This window comes from Paenarthrobacter sp. NPDC090517 (assembly GCF_044769165.1).
GTDB lineage: Bacteria > Actinomycetota > Actinomycetes > Actinomycetales > Micrococcaceae > Arthrobacter.
This window is the reverse complement of record NZ_JBIVXN010000001.1, coordinates 39474-55139: the sequence shown is the minus strand read 5'-3', so window position 1 is coordinate 55139 and position 15666 is coordinate 39474. Positions and strand designations below refer to the sequence as shown.

14 protein-coding genes are annotated in these 15666 nt (G+C 60.9%); 7 read left to right on the top strand and 7 right to left on the bottom strand.

Annotated elements, in window-relative coordinates:
- Positions 1–5: 5 nt before the first annotated feature.
- Positions 6–1253 carry a M20 family metallo-hydrolase gene (locus ACIQTW_RS00240; RefSeq protein ID WP_402932384.1) on the top strand — a complete coding sequence of 416 codons (1248 nt, stop codon included), beginning with the start codon at positions 6–8 and terminating at the stop codon, positions 1251–1253.
- On the opposite strand, the gene ACIQTW_RS00235 is transcribed toward ACIQTW_RS00240, so the two are convergent.
- Positions 1250–2788, bottom strand: a complete 1539-nt coding sequence (locus ACIQTW_RS00235) for a hypothetical protein (RefSeq protein WP_402932381.1) — start codon at positions 2786–2788, stop codon at positions 1250–1252. The genes ACIQTW_RS00240 and ACIQTW_RS00235 overlap by 4 nt on opposite strands.
- A gap of 159 nt (positions 2789–2947) precedes the next feature.
- On the opposite strand from ACIQTW_RS00235, the gene uvrA reads away from it, so the two are divergent.
- On the top strand, positions 2948–5485 hold the full coding sequence (gene uvrA, locus ACIQTW_RS00230; RefSeq protein WP_402932378.1) for an excinuclease ABC subunit UvrA: 2538 nt from the start codon (positions 2948–2950) through the stop codon (positions 5483–5485).
- On the opposite strand, the gene ACIQTW_RS00225 is transcribed toward uvrA, so the two are convergent.
- Both ACIQTW_RS00225 and ACIQTW_RS00220 read right to left on the bottom strand, forming a co-directional pair.
- Positions 5486–7234: a pyruvate dehydrogenase gene (locus ACIQTW_RS00225; RefSeq protein ID WP_402932375.1), complete on the bottom strand. Its 1749-nt coding sequence runs from the start codon at positions 7232–7234 to the stop codon at positions 5486–5488. It abuts the gene before it with no gap.
- Between the two features lie 87 nt (positions 7235–7321).
- Positions 7322–7594 carry a hypothetical protein gene (locus tag ACIQTW_RS00220; RefSeq protein WP_402932372.1) on the bottom strand — a complete coding sequence of 91 codons (273 nt, stop codon included), beginning with the start codon at positions 7592–7594 and terminating at the stop codon, positions 7322–7324.
- Between the two features lie 52 nt (positions 7595–7646).
- Here ACIQTW_RS00220 and ACIQTW_RS00215 point away from each other — a divergent pair, with 52 nt between their 5' ends.
- Together ACIQTW_RS00215 and ligD are read left to right on the top strand one after the other, a co-directional pair.
- Complete coding sequence (locus ACIQTW_RS00215) at positions 7647–7985, top strand: hypothetical protein (protein ID WP_402932369.1); 339 nt, start codon at positions 7647–7649, stop codon at positions 7983–7985.
- A gap of 9 nt (positions 7986–7994) precedes the next feature.
- Positions 7995–9239 carry a non-homologous end-joining DNA ligase gene (gene ligD / locus ACIQTW_RS00210; protein WP_402932366.1) on the top strand — a complete coding sequence of 415 codons (1245 nt, stop codon included), beginning with the start codon at positions 7995–7997 and terminating at the stop codon, positions 9237–9239.
- Between the two features lie 25 nt (positions 9240–9264).
- Here ligD and ACIQTW_RS00205 read toward each other — a convergent pair whose 3' ends face one another.
- A complete protein-coding gene (locus ACIQTW_RS00205; protein WP_402932363.1) occupies positions 9265–9873 on the bottom strand; it encodes a dihydrofolate reductase family protein in 609 nt (202 codons plus the stop codon).
- A gap of 214 nt (positions 9874–10087) precedes the next feature.
- Between ACIQTW_RS00205 and ACIQTW_RS00200 the strand changes: the two genes are divergently transcribed.
- The gene (locus tag ACIQTW_RS00200; RefSeq protein WP_402932360.1) at positions 10088–11290 is read left to right on the top strand and encodes a cation:proton antiporter; all 1203 of its coding nucleotides are present in this window, start codon (positions 10088–10090) and stop codon (positions 11288–11290) included.
- A gap of 211 nt (positions 11291–11501) precedes the next feature.
- Positions 11502–11705: a cold-shock protein gene (locus ACIQTW_RS00195; protein WP_014921815.1), complete on the top strand. Its 204-nt coding sequence runs from the start codon at positions 11502–11504 to the stop codon at positions 11703–11705.
- A gap of 69 nt (positions 11706–11774) precedes the next feature.
- Here ACIQTW_RS00195 and ACIQTW_RS00190 read toward each other — a convergent pair whose 3' ends face one another.
- Together ACIQTW_RS00190 and ACIQTW_RS00185 are read right to left on the bottom strand one after the other, a co-directional pair.
- Positions 11775–12971: an NAD(P)/FAD-dependent oxidoreductase gene (locus ACIQTW_RS00190; RefSeq protein ID WP_402932357.1), complete on the bottom strand. Its 1197-nt coding sequence runs from the start codon at positions 12969–12971 to the stop codon at positions 11775–11777.
- A 4-nt stretch (positions 12972–12975) separates the two neighbouring features.
- Positions 12976–13182, bottom strand: coding sequence for a DUF2945 domain-containing protein (locus ACIQTW_RS00185; RefSeq protein WP_402932355.1), 207 nt, complete (start codon positions 13180–13182; stop codon positions 12976–12978).
- Between the two features lie 120 nt (positions 13183–13302).
- On the opposite strand from ACIQTW_RS00185, the gene ACIQTW_RS00180 reads away from it, so the two are divergent.
- Entirely contained in the window at positions 13303–14115 is an 813-nt protein-coding gene (locus tag ACIQTW_RS00180; protein ID WP_402932352.1) for an MBL fold metallo-hydrolase, read from the top strand.
- A 7-nt stretch (positions 14116–14122) separates the two neighbouring features.
- Here ACIQTW_RS00180 and ACIQTW_RS00175 read toward each other — a convergent pair whose 3' ends face one another.
- Positions 14123–15616, bottom strand: coding sequence for an APC family permease (locus ACIQTW_RS00175; RefSeq protein ID WP_402932349.1), 1494 nt, complete (start codon positions 15614–15616; stop codon positions 14123–14125).
- Between the last annotated feature and the right edge of the window lie 50 nt (positions 15617–15666).

Here is a 15666-nt window from a genome sequence, read left to right as displayed (position 1 = left end):
AAACCATGAGCAAAACTTACTCCGACTTCCTGGATGACTTCGCGGCAATGTCCTCCTTTGGCTCCACCGACGGTGGTGGGGTGGACCGGCAGGCAGGCACCGCCGAGGACCACGGCACCCGCCGGTGGTTCGGGCAGTGGCTGAGCCGGCACGGGTACACCGAGACGGTGGATGAAGCCGGAAACCAATTCGGTACCATCGAGCTGGTTCCGGGAGCTCCTTATGTATTGCTTGGCTCCCACCTTGACTCCCAGCCTTTGGCTGGAAGGTACGACGGCGCGTATGGGGTGCTTGCTGCGGCCACGGCCGGAAGCACCGTGGCCGCGGAAGCCCGGGCCGGGAAGGTGAACCCCGCCTACAACCTTGCCGTGGTCAATTGGTTCAACGAGGAAGGCAGCCGTTTCCCGCCAAGCATGATGGGAAGTTCGGTCTTTACCGGCAAGCTTCCGCTCAAGGATGCATTGGCTACGACTGATCACAGTGGAAGCACCGTGGCGGAGGCCTTAGCCGATGGGCATCTTTTCCCGGATGGTACCGCGCCCACTCTCAGCAAGGTGGCGCGCTACGCGGAGATCCACATCGAACAGGGCCGGAACCTTGAAGAAAGCGGCATGCAGGTGGGGGTGGTGGACCGTACGTGGGCTGCAAGCAAGTTCCGGGTAACCGTCGACGGAGCCCAGTCACACACCGGCGCCACACGAATGGAGGATCGCCGGGACGCCCTCTACGGTGCGGCTCTGCTCATCGCCGCCGCGCGGGAACTGGCAGCGGAGTTTGAGCCCGGCCTATTGCACACCTCGGTGTCCGAACTGTACGTCCTTCCCAATTCCCCCGTCACCATTGCCAGGCAGGTCATCATGAACCTTGACCTTCGGTCCCCGGACGAAGAGGTACTTGCCCGGGCAGTCGATCTTTTGGGGAAATGGGCAGGTGAAGCCAGTGACCGATCCCGCACCGATGTCCACATGGAGCTGACACATCAGTGGGGCTTGGTGGACTACCAGCCAGAAGGTGTTGCCCTTGGTATCGCAAGCGCTGAACGCCTGGGCTTCACGCACACGAACATCATGACGGTTGCCGGCCACGACTCGACCAACATGAAAGACGTTGTCCCCACAGTGATGCTGTTCGTTCCCAGTGTGGAGGGAATCTCGCACAATGAGGCTGAGTACACCAAGGACGAAGATGCGCTCCGTGGTGTCGAGCTGCTGGCAGAGGTGACGCGTCGCCTTCTCCAGGGCGACATGGGCTAGCTGATTCTAAAGCTGACCTTGCCACTGGACCCGAACCAGTGGATGCTACCTCCCTGGTAGTCCTGCACTACAGCGCCGGCTGAAGCGTACTCATCGGAGATCGGGTAACCGAGCTTGCCTTTCTCGAACCCGTGCTGGGCCCAAAGGTTTCGAATCGCACCCATGCTGAGGTGTGCGCCACTGGAAGGCGAGTAATAGATGGAACCGTTTTCGTACGCCTGCCCCACGCCACCGTTCACCATGCCCCGGATCTCGTCGGTGACCGGGTACCCCAGGATGCCCGCCTCGTAGCCGAGGGAGGCCCATTTGCGGCGGATCAAGCCAGTACTGACGTGCGCTCCGGTTGCGGGCGTGAAGTAGATGGAACCACCTTCGTATGCTTGACCGATGCCGCCCTTGGCCATGCCGGTTATCTCGTCCGTGGTTGGGTAGCCGAGGTAGCCTCTTTCGTATCCGGTGGAACCCCATGCAGCACGAATGGCGCCCATACTGATGTGCACGCCCGTGCTGCCGCCCCAGTAGATGGATCCGTTCTGATATGCCTGGCCCAACGCTCCCCGGGTCATCCGTATCTCATCGGACGCCGGGTAACCGAGGAATCCGTTTTCAAAGCCTGTTGAACCCCACTTGCCGCGAATCACTCCGGTGCTGAAGAAAGTACCGGACAGTGGCGAGTGATAGATGGAGCCGTAGTGGAAAGCTTGGCCGGCACCACCATTTTTGAGGCCATACATCTCGTTGCTGATGGGATCACCGGCGTAGGCAGGCCCGCCGATGGCGGCGTACTTGTTGGTGATAGCCCCGAACGGTGAGCTGCTGTAGGGAGTAAAGACGTCCTCCACGGCGCCCATGATGATGCGGTCACCGGGCCGGTTCGTCTTCAGGAGTTGGGTTACGGTCCCCAAGTGCGTCGAAATGCAGCCAGCGCTCGGGACGTTGCCGGCGTGGAAGAAGATCGCATAGGACGCCCCTTGAACAGTTGGCATATCCGGGTATCGGTTCCAGTTGATCACCGCGGCTTGCTCATAGAATCCTTGGTTCATATACGTCCAAAGGTTCTCGTCCGATTCGCCGCCCGGCCCCTCGAAATACTGGTTATAGGTGGGTCCATGTTCACCTCCCCAGCGGGAATTGGGATTCACCGTGTAGTACTTCAAAGCTGTACCCGGATTGGACCGGCCCAAGGCCTCCGTGAAACTGAAGCTTCCGGTGGGAGACTTCCAAGTGTCTTCCCACGCCAGGTTCTGCGCCGAGAACCCCTTGGAACCGGCGAACCCGGTGGTTTGCCACTCCTGCGCGTACCCGCTCCCCGCCCGTACACACCCCGTGATGACCACGGCCGACTGCGAACGGTCTGTCGCAGTGGCGAACGTGACACGATTGGCCGCATAAGACGGAAACTTCACCTGCCCGGCACTAAGGCGCTGGCACGGATTGTAGACCTGTACGCCCGCTTCCGCCGGCATTGCAGGCACCAACGACGCCACCGCCAAAACCGCCGCAAGGAACCAGACGGACACTATTCTTCTGATCACGACTCTTCCCCCAACGAGACCATCAAGCGAAAGATTCACAGCGAAACTTTCAACGCAGCGCGAACGCTCCCGAACAAAAGGTTATGGGACCGGCTGGCAAGATCCCCTCATGGCCACAACGAATCGCGTGGGTTACTGGCGCCCGATAGAGTCATTTCAATGGACAGCAAACTGACAATTGCCCGGCGCCCAGCTTCCACCCAAGGGTCAGCAGGGTTTGCCGACGCTGAGGACGGGTTCGTCAGGGTCCGCGGAGCCCGCGAGAATAACCTCCGAAACGTGGATGTGGACGTACCCCGCGACGCAATCGTCGCGTTCACTGGAGTTTCGGGCTCCGGAAAATCGTCCCTGGCATTCGGCACCATTTTCGCCGAGGCCCAACGCCGCTATTTCGAATCCGTGGCCCCCTACGCGCGGCGCCTCATCCAACAGGGCCACAATCCCAAGGTGGAAGCGATCACAGGGCTGCCACCCGCCGTCGCCCTCCAACAGCGCCGGGGCACGGCAACCGCCCGTTCCAGCGTTGGCACACTGACCACGCTGTCCAATTCCCTGCGAATGCTCTTCTCACGTGCCGGGAGTTACTCGGAGGGGGCCGGGCAATTGGACTCCGACGCCTTCTCCCCCAACACTTCTGCCGGCGCTTGCCCTGAGTGTCACGGGCTGGGTGTCGCCCACACGGTCACTGAGGCGTCCCTGGTTCCCGACCCGTCCCTCAGCATCCGGGACGGTGCCATCGCCGCGTGGCCAGGCGCCTGGCAAGGCAAAAATCTCCGCGACATCCTCACACATCTTGGTTACGACGTCGACACCCCCTGGCGAAAGCTACCGAAGAAGGACCGCGATTGGATTCTCTTCACCGAGGAGCAGCCCGTTGTGGAAGTGACGCCGCAACGGGACCGCGTAGCCAAGCCCTACAAGGGCCGGTTCTGGAGCGCCAAAAGCTATGTGCTTCACACCTTGGCCGACTCCAAAAGCACCACGATGCGTGACAGGGTGCTGCGCTTCATGGAAACTGGACGCTGCCCGCAGTGTGGCGGCAGCGGGCTCCGCCCGGAAGCCCTTGCCGTCACGTTCGCTGGCAAGACCATCGCTGAGCTCAATGCGCTGCCGATGACCGACTTGGCCAACATCATCCGCCCCACCACGGAATTGACGGCGGCCGGCACAGCCTCACGGACTGAGACCTCCGGCGAAACCAACGAGGTAGCCGTCGCCATCACCCGAGACCTTCTGAGCCGGGTCACGGTACTTTTGGATCTGGGCCTGGGTTACCTCGCGCTGGGTCGTTCAACACCGACGCTCTCTCCCGGCGAGATGCAGCGCCTCAGGATCGCCACACAGCTGCGTTCCGGGCTTTTCGGCGTCATTTACGTGCTTGATGAACCATCTGCAGGACTTCACCCGGCTGATGCCGAGCCGCTCCTCGCAGTGCTCGACCAGCTCAAGGGCTCAGGCAACTCGGTATTCGTGGTGGAGCACAACATGGATTTCGTCAGGGCAGCCGATTGGCTGGTCGATGTCGGACCCCGCGCCGGCGATGGCGGTGGCCAGGTCCTCTTCAGCGGTCCCGTGGCCGGACTTGCTGACGTTCAGGATTCCATCACGCGGCCATTCCTGTTCCCTGACAGCGACAACGCCCGCCCACCAAAAGAGATCCGTCCTCCAAAAGCGCCCCGCCAGCCAAAGGAGTGGCTCAAGCTTCAGAACATCAACAGGCACAACCTTCGCGACGTGAAGGCCGACTTCCCATTAGGCGTGCTGACAGCGGTCACTGGCGTGTCCGGCTCGGGTAAGTCCACTTTGGTCAGTCAGGTTCTCGCCGAGGTGGTGGGTGCCGAGCTGCATCCGGAAGCAGAAGCGCCGCACGCGGCGAACACTGTGGGCTTGGTATCCGGGCTCCACCAGCTCGACCGGCTCGTCAAGGTGGACCAGAAGCCCATCGGGCGGACCCCGCGCTCCAACCTGGCCACCTACACCGGGCTCTTCGACGGAGTCCGGAAGGAATTCGCAGCCACTGATGCAGCCCGTTCCCGTGGCTTCGGGGCTGGCCGGTTCTCGTTCAACGTGGCCGGCGGCCGTTGCGAAACCTGCCAGGGAGAAGGGTTCGTGGCAGTGGAACTACTGTTCCTCCCCGGGAGTTACGGGCCCTGCCCCGAATGCCACGGTTCGCGGTTCAACCCCGAAACCCTGGAAGTCACTTACCGTGGACACAATATTGCCGACGTCCTGGGCATGACCGTGAACGCGGCTGCCGAATTCCTGTCCGATCTTCCCGGCGTTGCCCGCAGCCTCCAAACCCTTCGCGAGGTGGGCTTGGGCTACCTTCGCCTGGGTCAGCCCGCCACTGAGCTTTCAGGCGGCGAAGCACAGCGCATCAAGCTCGCCACCGAACTGCAGCGCATCCAACGCGGCCACACCCTGTATCTACTGGATGAGCCCACCACTGGCCTGCACCCTGCCGACGTTCAACTCCTGATGGCCCAGTTGCAAAAGCTAGTGGATGCAGGCAACACGGTCATCGTGGTGGAACATGAGATGGATGTCGTGGCAGGCGCTGATTGGGTGATCGATTTGGGTCCCGGCGGTGGCGACGCCGGCGGCGAGATCATGGTCGCAGGCCCGCCAGCCGTCGTCGCGCGTTCCCAAACGAGCCGGACAGCGCCCTACCTCGATGCTGCTACCCGGCGGCGGTAACTACCGCCGAGGAATGTTCCGCAGGTTGCTTCGCGCCATGCTGACAGCCTCCCCGGCGCCGCGGTTAAGAACCACCTTGGACATGGCCGTAGCGAATCCAATAACCTGCGACCCCGAAATTTTCGGCGGGATGGACAGGGCATTGGGGTCGGTGATGAGCTCCACCAAGGATGGGCCGGGGTGCGCAAAAGCTGCCCGGTACGCTGCCTCGATGTCCGCCGGATCCGTGACGCGCACGGAGTGGAACCCCAGGGCTTTGGCCACCTCTGCGTAGTTGGCGTCCGGAACGTCCACTCCGAAGTCGGGCAGCCCGTCTACCAACATTTCGAGCTTGACCATGCCGAGCGTGGAGTTGTTGAACACCACCACATTCACGGGTAGCTTGTGCGCGGCCACTGTGATGAGCTCGCCCATCAGCATGGATAGGCCACCGTCGCCCGACACGGAAATCACCTGTCGCCCGGGATAGGCCACTTGCGCGCCAATGGCGTGCGGAAGGGCGTTCGCCATGGATCCGTGGAGGAACGAGCCGATCAGCCGACGGGTGCCCAGCGGGTTGATGTAACGCGCTGTCCAAACGTTGCACATGCCGGTGTCGGCCGTAAAGATCGCGTCGTCCGCTGCAACCTGGTCCAGGAGCGAGGCCGCGTATTCGGGGTGGATGGGCTGCTTTTTCTCTACTTTGCGCGTGTAGGCGCCCACGGCTTTGTTCATCAGGCGGTCATGCTTCTTCAGCATCTGGTCAAGGAAACGTCGGCTCTTCTTCGGCGTCACCAAAGGCAGCAAAGCTGTCAAGGTGGGGCGTACGTCGCCATGGACTGCGATGTCGACGTCGGTCCGCCTCCCCAGCCGCTGTGCGGCCCTGTCAACCTGGGCCGTGCGGGTGTCCGGCAGGAACTGGTCGTAGGGAAAATCAGTGCCGAGCAGGATCAGCAGATCCGCGTCTTCAATACCCTCGGCTGCCGCTCCATAACCGAGCAGCCCGGTCATTCCGATGTCAAAAGGGTTGTCGTACTGGACGAAGTCCTTGCCCCTCAGGGAGTGGCCTATTGGTGCGTTTATCAATTCTGCCAGGGCGATCAGTTCGTCATGCGAGCCTTCGACGCCGGCACCGGCGAAAATAGCCACCTTACCGGCGTCGTTTATGGCATCAGCGAGTTCCCGGACGCTGGCTGGATCGGGCACCAGGGCCGCCGGACGGAAGGTGGCCGGCGCAGGGGTTGGTGCCACAGCTTCAAGCCCGGCGATGTCGCCCGGAAGCGTAACAACCGCAACTCCCCCAAGGCCAACTGCGTTCTGTATGGCGCTGTGCATGACCCGCGGTGCTTGCTCGGCCGTACTGATCATCTCCGAATACACGGAGCACTCGTTGAAAAGCCGGTCGGGATGCGTTTCCTGGAAGAAGCCGCTGCCAATCTGCTTACTGGGAATGTGCGACGCGATGGCAAGCACCGGGGCTCCGGTGCGGTTGGCGTCGTACAACCCGTTGATCAGGTGCAGATTGCCGGGACCGCATGAGCCCGCGCAGACCGCTAATTTTCCTGTCAACTGCGCCTCTGCAGCGGCAGCAAATGCGGCCGCCTCCTCATGGCGGACATGGATCCAGTCGATGCCTCCCTTCGTGGAGCCTCCAGTTTGCCGGACAGCGTCCACGATTGGGTTAAGGCTGTCGCCAACGATTCCGTAGATCCGCTGCACTCCCGCAGCCTGGAGTTGTTCGATGAGTTGGGTGGCAAGTTCCTTGGCCATAGTGTGCAGGCTCCCTCAATGGTGGTGTTGGGCTGACAGGGCCAATATAGTCGGCCCGCCCCGTCCCCACCTGTGAACTCCTTCTGCTTAAGCTGCCAGCCGCGTCTCGAACAGGCGCTCTGCCAGGCTCAACAGATGACATGGGACATTCTCATCGCGACCGCTGGTCCCGTGACCGAGGAAAACGGCAGTGCCACTGACGGTGCTTTCCATTGGAGTGCCTGCCTCGCGGATCAAGACCTCGGCCCGCGGGTTGAGGGGCAAAGGAATGTGCATTGCTTGGTCATTCAGGAGAACGTGCCAACCCCGACCCGTTATTGCTTCAACATTTCCTCCCACGAGAGACTGCTGAATTGTCATGACGGGCTCGATTCTCTCCATCCGAATACACTCACTGAGGCGCGCAGGAATAATGAGCGCAGTAATGAGCTGCTGCATTGGTGTGATTTCCACTCCTATTGCTACGCGGCCTACCTACCGCTGGTTTTTCCGGGGTTTCGAAAAGAGGTTTTCACTACCTTCAGCCTTCGCCCTCTTTTCGGCCCTCTTTTCGGTAATGGTCTTCCCTGACTTCTTCGACTTGGCACTGCTTGGCGATTTTCCCGACATTTTTTGCTCCTTGGTTCTTGGTTATGACAACACCATACCAACTTATATTTTTAAAGCCATTTGCAGAATTCTGGTTTTTGCCGAACGGAGTTTAATGCTTTTCTCCAGCCTGGCTCTGGCTGGGAGGGCTGTTGCTTGCTAGCGTGGCCGCATGAACCCGTCGAAGTCTCCGGCCGAGATCCTCGAGATTGCCGGCAATGAGGTCCGCATCTCCAACCCGGACAAGGTGGTGTTTCCCGAGCCAGGGCTGACGAAGCTCGATCTGGTGAAGTACTACCTCGCAGTGGCTGAGGGGGCGCTACGCGGCGCTGGCGGCCGTCCCATGGTGCTCAAGCGCTTTCCCAAGGGCATCGACGCCGAACCGTTCTTCCAGAAGCGCGTCCCTGAAAACCATCCTGACTTCATTGACACAGCCACTCTCCACTACTCGTCCGGCACCTCCGCCGAGGAGACGGTGATCCGCGATGCTGCAGGTTTGGCGTGGGTGGTGAATCTCGGATGCCTGGACCTCAATCCGCACCCTGTCCGTGCGGAGGACCTTGACCACCCGGACGAACTGCGGGTGGATTTGGACCCTATGCCCGGCGTCGACTGGTCCCGGATTGTGGACACCGCCTACGTTGCGCAGGATGTCCTGGATGATGTCGGGTTGGTGGGGTGGCCAAAGACAAGCGGCTCCCGGGGGCTCCATATCCTGGTCCGAATAGCACCGCAGTGGTCTTACCGCGATGTGCGGCTCGCCGCCGAGACCCTTGCCCGCGAGGTGGAAAACCGTGCTCCGGGGCTGGCAACTGCCAAATGGTGGAAGGAGGAGCGTGGGGAGAGCGTATTCGTTGACTTCAACCAGAACGCCAAGGACCGCACCGTAGCTTCGGCTTACTCTGTCCGTTCCCGGCCCGATGCCCGCGTCTCTACCCCGCTCACTTGGGAGGAGGTGCGCTCCGCCCGGCCGGAGCAGTTCACAGTCCGCTCAGTACCCCATCGTTTTTCGGATCTGGGGGACCCCCACGCGGGAATCGACGACGCGGCCGGCTCGCTGGATGGACTCCTTTCCCTGGCTGCCGAGCTTGGCCCAGCCGAGAAGGCGCCCAGGAGCGGCGACGGCTCGGGTCGCCGGATGTCAACGATGCCGCTGATCGAGGTGGCCCGCACCAAGACCAAGCCCGAGGCCGAGGCAGCTCTCGATGAATGGAAAGCCCGGCACGCTGACCTGGTTTCCCTGCTGCACCCTGCCGACGTCCTTGTCGACGGGATGCGGGGCTCAAGTTCCCTTTGGTATCGGGTGCGGGTAAACCTTCAGCACATCCCTGAAGACAGGCGCCCGCCCCAAGAGAAGCTCATCGCAGATTATGACCCGTGGGCGGGCAAGGAATGGTCCGGCAGACCAGCTTCCTGACGCTGTCTGGAACCTGGAGATGCAGCTAGTCCTGGCCGATGGTGATGCCCGTAATCGGCGCACCGGCACGCTCGTAGGAAAGCAACACCGCTCCCTTCGGGAACGCCCGAGGTGGTTGCGCAAAACGAAAAGCCGCCGGGACTCCCGAGCCATCGGTAAACAACCGCTTTCCCGAGCCGAACGTGAGCGGGTAAAGGAAGAGGTTCAGTCGATCGAGAAGGTCGGCCTCCAGCAGCGAGCGAATAAGGTGTCCGCTGCCGAACATGTGGATATCCAGGAACCGCTCCTTCAATTCAGCCAGCTCCGATACCCCGGCAAGTGCCGTGGTGCCTTCCCATTCCGGGCGGGTCAAAGTTCCTGAGACAACAAACTTTGGCAAGGCGTTGAACGTCTCGCCGATGTGGTCCTTCTGATGCGGCCAGAACCCCGCGAAGATGTCATAGGTTTTTCGCCCAAGCAACAAGGCGTCCATGCGGTCAATCCCCGCCCCGATGGCTTCGCCTGTCTCGTCGTCAAAATATGCTCCCTGCCAGCCTCCGAATTCGAAGCCACCCTCCCTGTCTTCTTCCGGGCCCCCCGGTGCCTGGTAGACGCCGTCGAGCGTAATGAACAGATTAGCGGTGAGGATTCCCATCATGTGCTCCTTCTCATGCCCCCTGCCGAATGCCGCGGGAGCTGTGGCGCCTTCCTCGATCAGTATGCTGCTTGGCGGGTTGCTCGCGGAACCCTGAACCGCTGGTTCGAGGGCCCCAGGACTTTCGACGCAGGACTTCTGGCGCAGCGAGAGTGGTGGCGGTAGCTTTGGAGTACTTTTCCTTGAAACAGCCAAGGTACCGGAGGCACTGCCGATGCAAGGCTTGTCCACGTCACTGGTCCTCATCGCCGTCCTGGCTGTCGTGGCACCGCTTGCCACCCGGCTCCTTGACCGTTGGATCAAAGTGCCGATCGTAGTCTTTGAAATTCTTCTTGGCATCCTGTTCGGCCCCAGCCTCCTGGGGTGGGTGCAGTCCACCGCATTCACCGATACATTGGCCGACTTCGGGCTGGCCATGTTGTTCTTCGTGGCCGGCAACGAGATCGATTTCACGGCGATCCGAGGCCGACCCATTTACCGCGCGTCCGCAGGCTGGCTCATTTCCTTGGCCGCAGGTATAGGGGCGGGTTTCGTCCTGGTCCCTTCACCGGAAGCGGCCGTGATTATCGGAGTTGCCTTGTGCTCCACGGCTTTGGGCGCGCTGCTGCCCATCCTTCGGGACGCCGGCGCCGCCAAGTCACCGGTTGGTATCGCGGTAACTGCCTTGGGCGCGGCGGGCGAGTTCGGTCCGCTAATTGCCATCTCATTGTTCTTCAGTGGGAAACAGCTCGGCATCGCATCAGGAGTCCTGCTCGGCTTCGTTCTCCTGACTGGTGTGGCAATTTACTTCGCTTCCCAGGCACGGCACACGTTATTCCATGCCCAAGTCACTGCCACACTGCATACGAGCAGCCAATTCGCCATGCGTTCCATCCTGTTGATTCTTAGCGGGCTGGTAGTGCTCAGCATGATCCTGGGACTCGATATGCTGCTCGGTGCCTTCGCCGCCGGGGTCCTCTGGAAGGTCACCATCGCGCGCGCTCCTGAAGTAGACCGGAACGTCATAGAGACGAAGATCGATGCCGTCGCCTTTGGCTTCCTGGTGCCCATCTTCTTCATCGATACCGGCATTGACTTCGATCTGGGCGCCCTGACATCCAATCCCCTGACGCTGGCCATGGTCCCGCTGTTCCTTGCCCTGTTGCTGATCATCCGCGGCCTCCCGTCTTTGCTCGCTGCGCCTCCTGGCTCCACCCGAGCAGACAAACGGGCCCTCATGCTGTTCGGTGCCACAGCTTTGCCAATCATCGTTGCCGTGACAACCATTGGCCGCGAGCATGGGTTCATCAGCAGTGGAATTTCCTCAGCCCTCATAGGCGCGGGGATGCTCTCGGTACTCCTGTTTCCGCTGCTGGCCCTTCGCGCACTAGGCCGCGCAGAAGCAGCGGACCGTGCTCTGCTCCCACCCAAAGCGTGACGCGGCCCGGCTGCCCTGAAGCAGCCCTGGCGAAGGCAACAAGCAAACGACGTCGGCCTCCCGCCGTCGGACGTTCTTCCCACCGACGCCTACGCGTCTCCGCAAATGTGTTGCCCCAAGCGGAACCGGCCCATAGGCTCGTATCGTGAGTGGCAGGGACGGCAAACCGACCAGCGGGACCGACCAGCGACCGGGTGAAGGAAATAAAGGCATGGCAACAGGAACAGTTAAGTGGTTTAACGCTGAAAAGGGTTTCGGATTCATCGCCCCGGACGATGGAGGCCCTGACGTGTTTGCTCACTACTCAGCGATTACGTCGAGCGGATACCGTTCGCTGGAGGAGAACCAGAAGGTGCAATTCGACATTACGCAGGGCCCCAAAGGTCCGCAGGCGGAGAACATTCAACCCGCCTAGGTTCACAACATGGGATTTAGAACAAGGGGACCGGTCAGGCCGTTTGCCGGACCGGTCCCTTTGCGTCTCCTACGCCCGGCCTTTGAGGATCAGGTGCCAGTAAACCTGCGGAAACATATCGCGGTCGACCCACCAGGAGAGCCGGCTTTCTTTCCATGTGGGAACCTTTGGGATGGTCGGCATGGGCCGGTATTGGGGGTCGAACTCGGCGAATACCACTGTGCTCCGCGAAACGGTGAACGGACATACGGAGTATCCGTTGTACTTCTGGCTGAGCGTTTCGCCTTTGCGGGCCGACAACAAGTTTCTCGCCAGAACCTTGGTCTGCTTGCGCAGCGCCCCGCCGGCTTTGGAGTTAGTGGTTCCTGCAGCGTCGCCCAGTGACCAGACATTGGGGTACCTGGGGTGGCGCAACGTTTGCGTGTCCACCTCCACGAAACCGTGCTGGTCCCCGTCGGCTGGCAGGGTCGTGGTTTTGAGCCATTCGGGCGCAGACTGGGGCGGAACGGCGTTGAGGACATCGTAGGCCAAGTCTTCTGACGTGTTGTCCGCGTAGTTCCGGATAGTGGCCGTACGTGCAGCGGGATTCACGGCGACCAGTTCGCTGTTTGTCCTCAGTTCGATTCCGTACTCGGCAATCTTACGGTCAAGCTCCCGATCTATTTCGGGAATACCGAAAACTGTGGGATAAGGCTGGACCATGACAACCCGGATGTTCTCCAGGACGCCTTGCTCTTTCCAGTAGTCACAGGCCAAATACATCGGTTTCTGGCTGGCTCCACCGCATTTCACAGGTCCCGAAGGCATGGTGAAAATGACGGTGCCCGATTTCATAGCGCTCAAGAGGGTCCAGAGTTTCGGCGCAAGCTCGAACTCGTAATGAGAAGAACCGTACGGTGATTGCACCGCCTCGGCCAGCCCGGGCACGGCATCCCAGTTGTACTGCAGCCCAGGGCACACCACAAGGTGTCCGTAGGTCACTGTGGAACCGGACGCCAGCGTCACTGAGTTAGCATCTGCATCCACCGTGACCGCCCTGTCCTTGATCCACGTGACGCCTTTGGGCGTCACGGACTCCTGGCTTCGGACTGCTTCTTTGACCTGGGCACAGCCACCCGCGATATGCGAGAACAAGGGCTGGTACAGGTGATGCTCCTTGGGCTCGATGAGGGCGATGTCCTTGAGGCCATATCGCTTCAAGCGGGCAGCCAGTGACACACCTGCATTGCCGCCGCCGATGATGATTACCTCGTGTTGCGGTGCCATGCGACTAACTCTTTTCAGTCAATGCGGAGCCCTTGTGCGCTGCCCTGGCACCGGTTTTTTCTGACTCCACTACATACTGAGGCTCGTCCTCACTGGCCACGTGTTTGTTGCCATCCAGTACAAACTCGCTGGTTTTCTTTACCACGATCTTTCCGTGCGTCTTGCCCTGCGGGGTGTTCCACTCCACGCGTGTTCCCTTGCTCAGTGCCATGTCCGCTCCTAGTGTGGTGTCCCTCTCCGACTTCGACTGCCCCACAATAGTAAGCATGATGATCATCTCGCGATACCTGGCAGGACAGACGGATACAAAGTGCCAAGGAAGGGAATTCTGATGTTGATCTGCGCGACCTGCGCCGTTGAACGCGATGAGCCTACGCCGGACGTTTGTCCCATCTGCGCCGACGAACGGCAATACGTGCCCGAGGACGGACAGCAGTGGCTCACTCTGGACGAACTGGCTGGTGCCGGGCGGAAGATCGTGCTGGAGCAAAATGAACCCGGCCTCATAGCAGTCAGCACCGAGCCCAAAGCAGGTATCGGGCAGACTGCCCAGCTCGTGGTCACGCCCAAGGGCTCGCTGCTGTGGGATCCCGTGGGTTACGTCGATGACAACGCTGTGGCAGGGGTCCTCGAACACGGCCCCGTTGCAGCTATCGCCGCCAGCCATCCGCACATGTTCGGCGTGCAGGTGGAATGGTCGCGCCGTCTTGGCAACGTCCCGGTCCTGGTCGCCGAGGCCGACCGCGAATGGCTCGGCCGCAGCGACCCAAGCGTTACCTACTGGTCCGGCAGCACAACAATCGCGGATGGATTGGTCCTGCATCAGACGGGTGGGCATTTCCCAGGCAGTGCGGTGGCGCACTGGGCAGCAGGAGCCGGTGGCAAAGGGGTATTGCTGACGGGTGACACCGTGTTTCCCAATCCCGATCGTCGCACGGTCGCGTTCATGCGCAGCTATCCCAATCGTTTACCCCTGTCCGGGGCGGTGGCGTTACGTATCGCAGCCCAGCTGGAAATGCTGACGTTCGACCGTATCTACGGCAACTTCAACAACGTCATCGCCTCCGGAGCGAAAGACGCACTGCACGACTCGGCCCAACGGCACGCAGCATGGACGCGGGGAGACTTCGACCACCTGACCTGATTCCGGGTTATTCCTGCGGCGGCCGCTGTCCACCTTGGCTTTCTGTATCCGCCTCCCCGCGGGCTGGTTCTTCCCTTCCGGTATTGGTCCGCCTGGTGATTAGCCAGGTAATGAACCACAGCACCACGCCGATGGCCATAAGGCCGCCAGCCACTTGGTACTGGATGGGGTTCCTGCCCACCCATGGACCAGCGAGGAAGGCACACAGTACGGCTGCCACCAACGGCAGTTGTCCCGGAGACGTGAAGAACACCTTCCGGTGGGGATCCCGCTTTCGGCGAAGAACGACGCAGGCGACGTTTACCAGGGTGAACACGCACAGCAGCAGGAACGCCGTGGTCCCGGAAAGATTGGCCACGATGTTGCTTGCGGGGTCGATGCTGACGTACCAAATCAGCCCCATGGCAAGGACGGTGGAGAACGCGATGCCAGCCCACGGCGAACGACGACCCGGCAATACTCTTCCCAAGGAGCGGGGCAAAACGTGCTGGCGTGCCATGCCATAAATCAGCCGGCTGGCCATCAACATGTTGATCAACGCCGTGTTGGCCACTGCGAACACGGCGAGGAAAGGAAAGATCCTGTCGATGGGGAAATCCGGTGATCCCTTGTGCACTACTTCCAGGAGCGCTGCTCCTTCAGCTTCCCTGATCTCCCCCAGCTCTGCCGGGGTCAGCACACTCACCACGGACACAGCCACCAGCATGTAGAGGATCACTGCGATTCCGAGGCCAGTTAACATGGTGCGGGGGAAAATCCGCTCCGGATTCCTGGTTTCCTCAACCATGTTCACGGAGTCCTCGAAGCCAACCATGGCAAAGAATGCAATGGACGTAGCTGCAGTGACGGCTAGAAACAGCCCCTTGTCCTGGTAATCGGTAAAAACGAAGATCTCCTGGACATTGCCGGTTCCCTGGGCCATGACGAAGAAGCCAACCCCGATCACCACGCATAGTGCCAGCACCTCAACGGCGGTGAGTATGACGTTGAATTTAACGCTTTCCCCCACGCCGCGCAGGTTGATCACCGCAAGCAGCAGCATGAAGCCCAGCGCCACGGCGGTGATCACGCCACGGTCCGGCACATCCATCCAGCCGTTAACCTCCAAGCCGCCAAAAAAGTTCTGGGCAAGGACATTGGCGGATGTCGACGCGCTGGTAATGCCGGAGCAAACAACAGCGAACGCCACGAGGAACGTGACGAAATGGATCCCGAAGGCCTTATGCGTATAAAGCGCGGCGCCTGCTGCCTGAGGGTATTGCGTCACTAACTCAAGGTAGGAAAACGCAGTGAGGGTGGCGACGATAAAGGCGAGCAGGAAGGGCAACCAGACGATGCCGCCAACTGTCCCTGCCATGGTCCCGGTGACCGCGTAGACGCCAGCTCCCAGAATGTCGCCGACAATAAAGAGCAGGAGAAGTTTGGGTCCAAGCACGCGTTTTAGCTCTGGTTCCTCACCTGCGGGCGTTGCTTCCAAGGCGTTGTCTGACGTGGTGCTCATGGTCCACCCCCGGCCCGTACACGGCCCCCCGGACCATGTAAGTGATCTGA

Bases quoted from the DNA above. Each gene is read 5' to 3' on its own strand.
- ACIQTW_RS00240 (WP_402932384.1), top strand. From the start codon at position 6: ATGAGCAAAACTTACTCCGACTTCCTGGATGACTTCGCGGCAATGTCC.
- uvrA (WP_402932378.1), top strand. From the start codon at position 2,948: ATGGACAGCAAACTGACAATTGCCCGGCGCCCAGCTTCCACCCAAGGG.
- ACIQTW_RS00225 (WP_402932375.1), bottom strand. From the start codon at position 7,234: ATGGCCAAGGAACTTGCCACCCAACTCATCGAACAACTCCAGGCTGCG.
- ACIQTW_RS00220 (WP_402932372.1), bottom strand. From the start codon at position 7,594: ATGACAATTCAGCAGTCTCTCGTGGGAGGAAATGTTGAAGCAATAACG.
- ACIQTW_RS00215 (WP_402932369.1), top strand. From the start codon at position 7,647: ATGAGCGCAGTAATGAGCTGCTGCATTGGTGTGATTTCCACTCCTATT.
- ligD (WP_402932366.1), top strand. From the start codon at position 7,995: ATGAACCCGTCGAAGTCTCCGGCCGAGATCCTCGAGATTGCCGGCAAT.
- ACIQTW_RS00205 (WP_402932363.1), bottom strand. From the start codon at position 9,873: ATGGGAATCCTCACCGCTAATCTGTTCATTACGCTCGACGGCGTCTAC.
- ACIQTW_RS00200 (WP_402932360.1), top strand. From the start codon at position 10,088: ATGCAAGGCTTGTCCACGTCACTGGTCCTCATCGCCGTCCTGGCTGTC.
- ACIQTW_RS00195 (WP_014921815.1), top strand. From the start codon at position 11,502: ATGGCAACAGGAACAGTTAAGTGGTTTAACGCTGAAAAGGGTTTCGGA.
- ACIQTW_RS00190 (WP_402932357.1), bottom strand. From the start codon at position 12,971: ATGGCACCGCAACACGAGGTAATCATCATCGGCGGCGGCAATGCAGGT.
- ACIQTW_RS00185 (WP_402932355.1), bottom strand. From the start codon at position 13,182: ATGGCACTGAGCAAGGGAACACGCGTGGAGTGGAACACCCCGCAGGGC.
- ACIQTW_RS00180 (WP_402932352.1), top strand. From the start codon at position 13,303: ATGTTGATCTGCGCGACCTGCGCCGTTGAACGCGATGAGCCTACGCCG.
- ACIQTW_RS00175 (WP_402932349.1), bottom strand. From the start codon at position 15,616: ATGAGCACCACGTCAGACAACGCCTTGGAAGCAACGCCCGCAGGTGAG.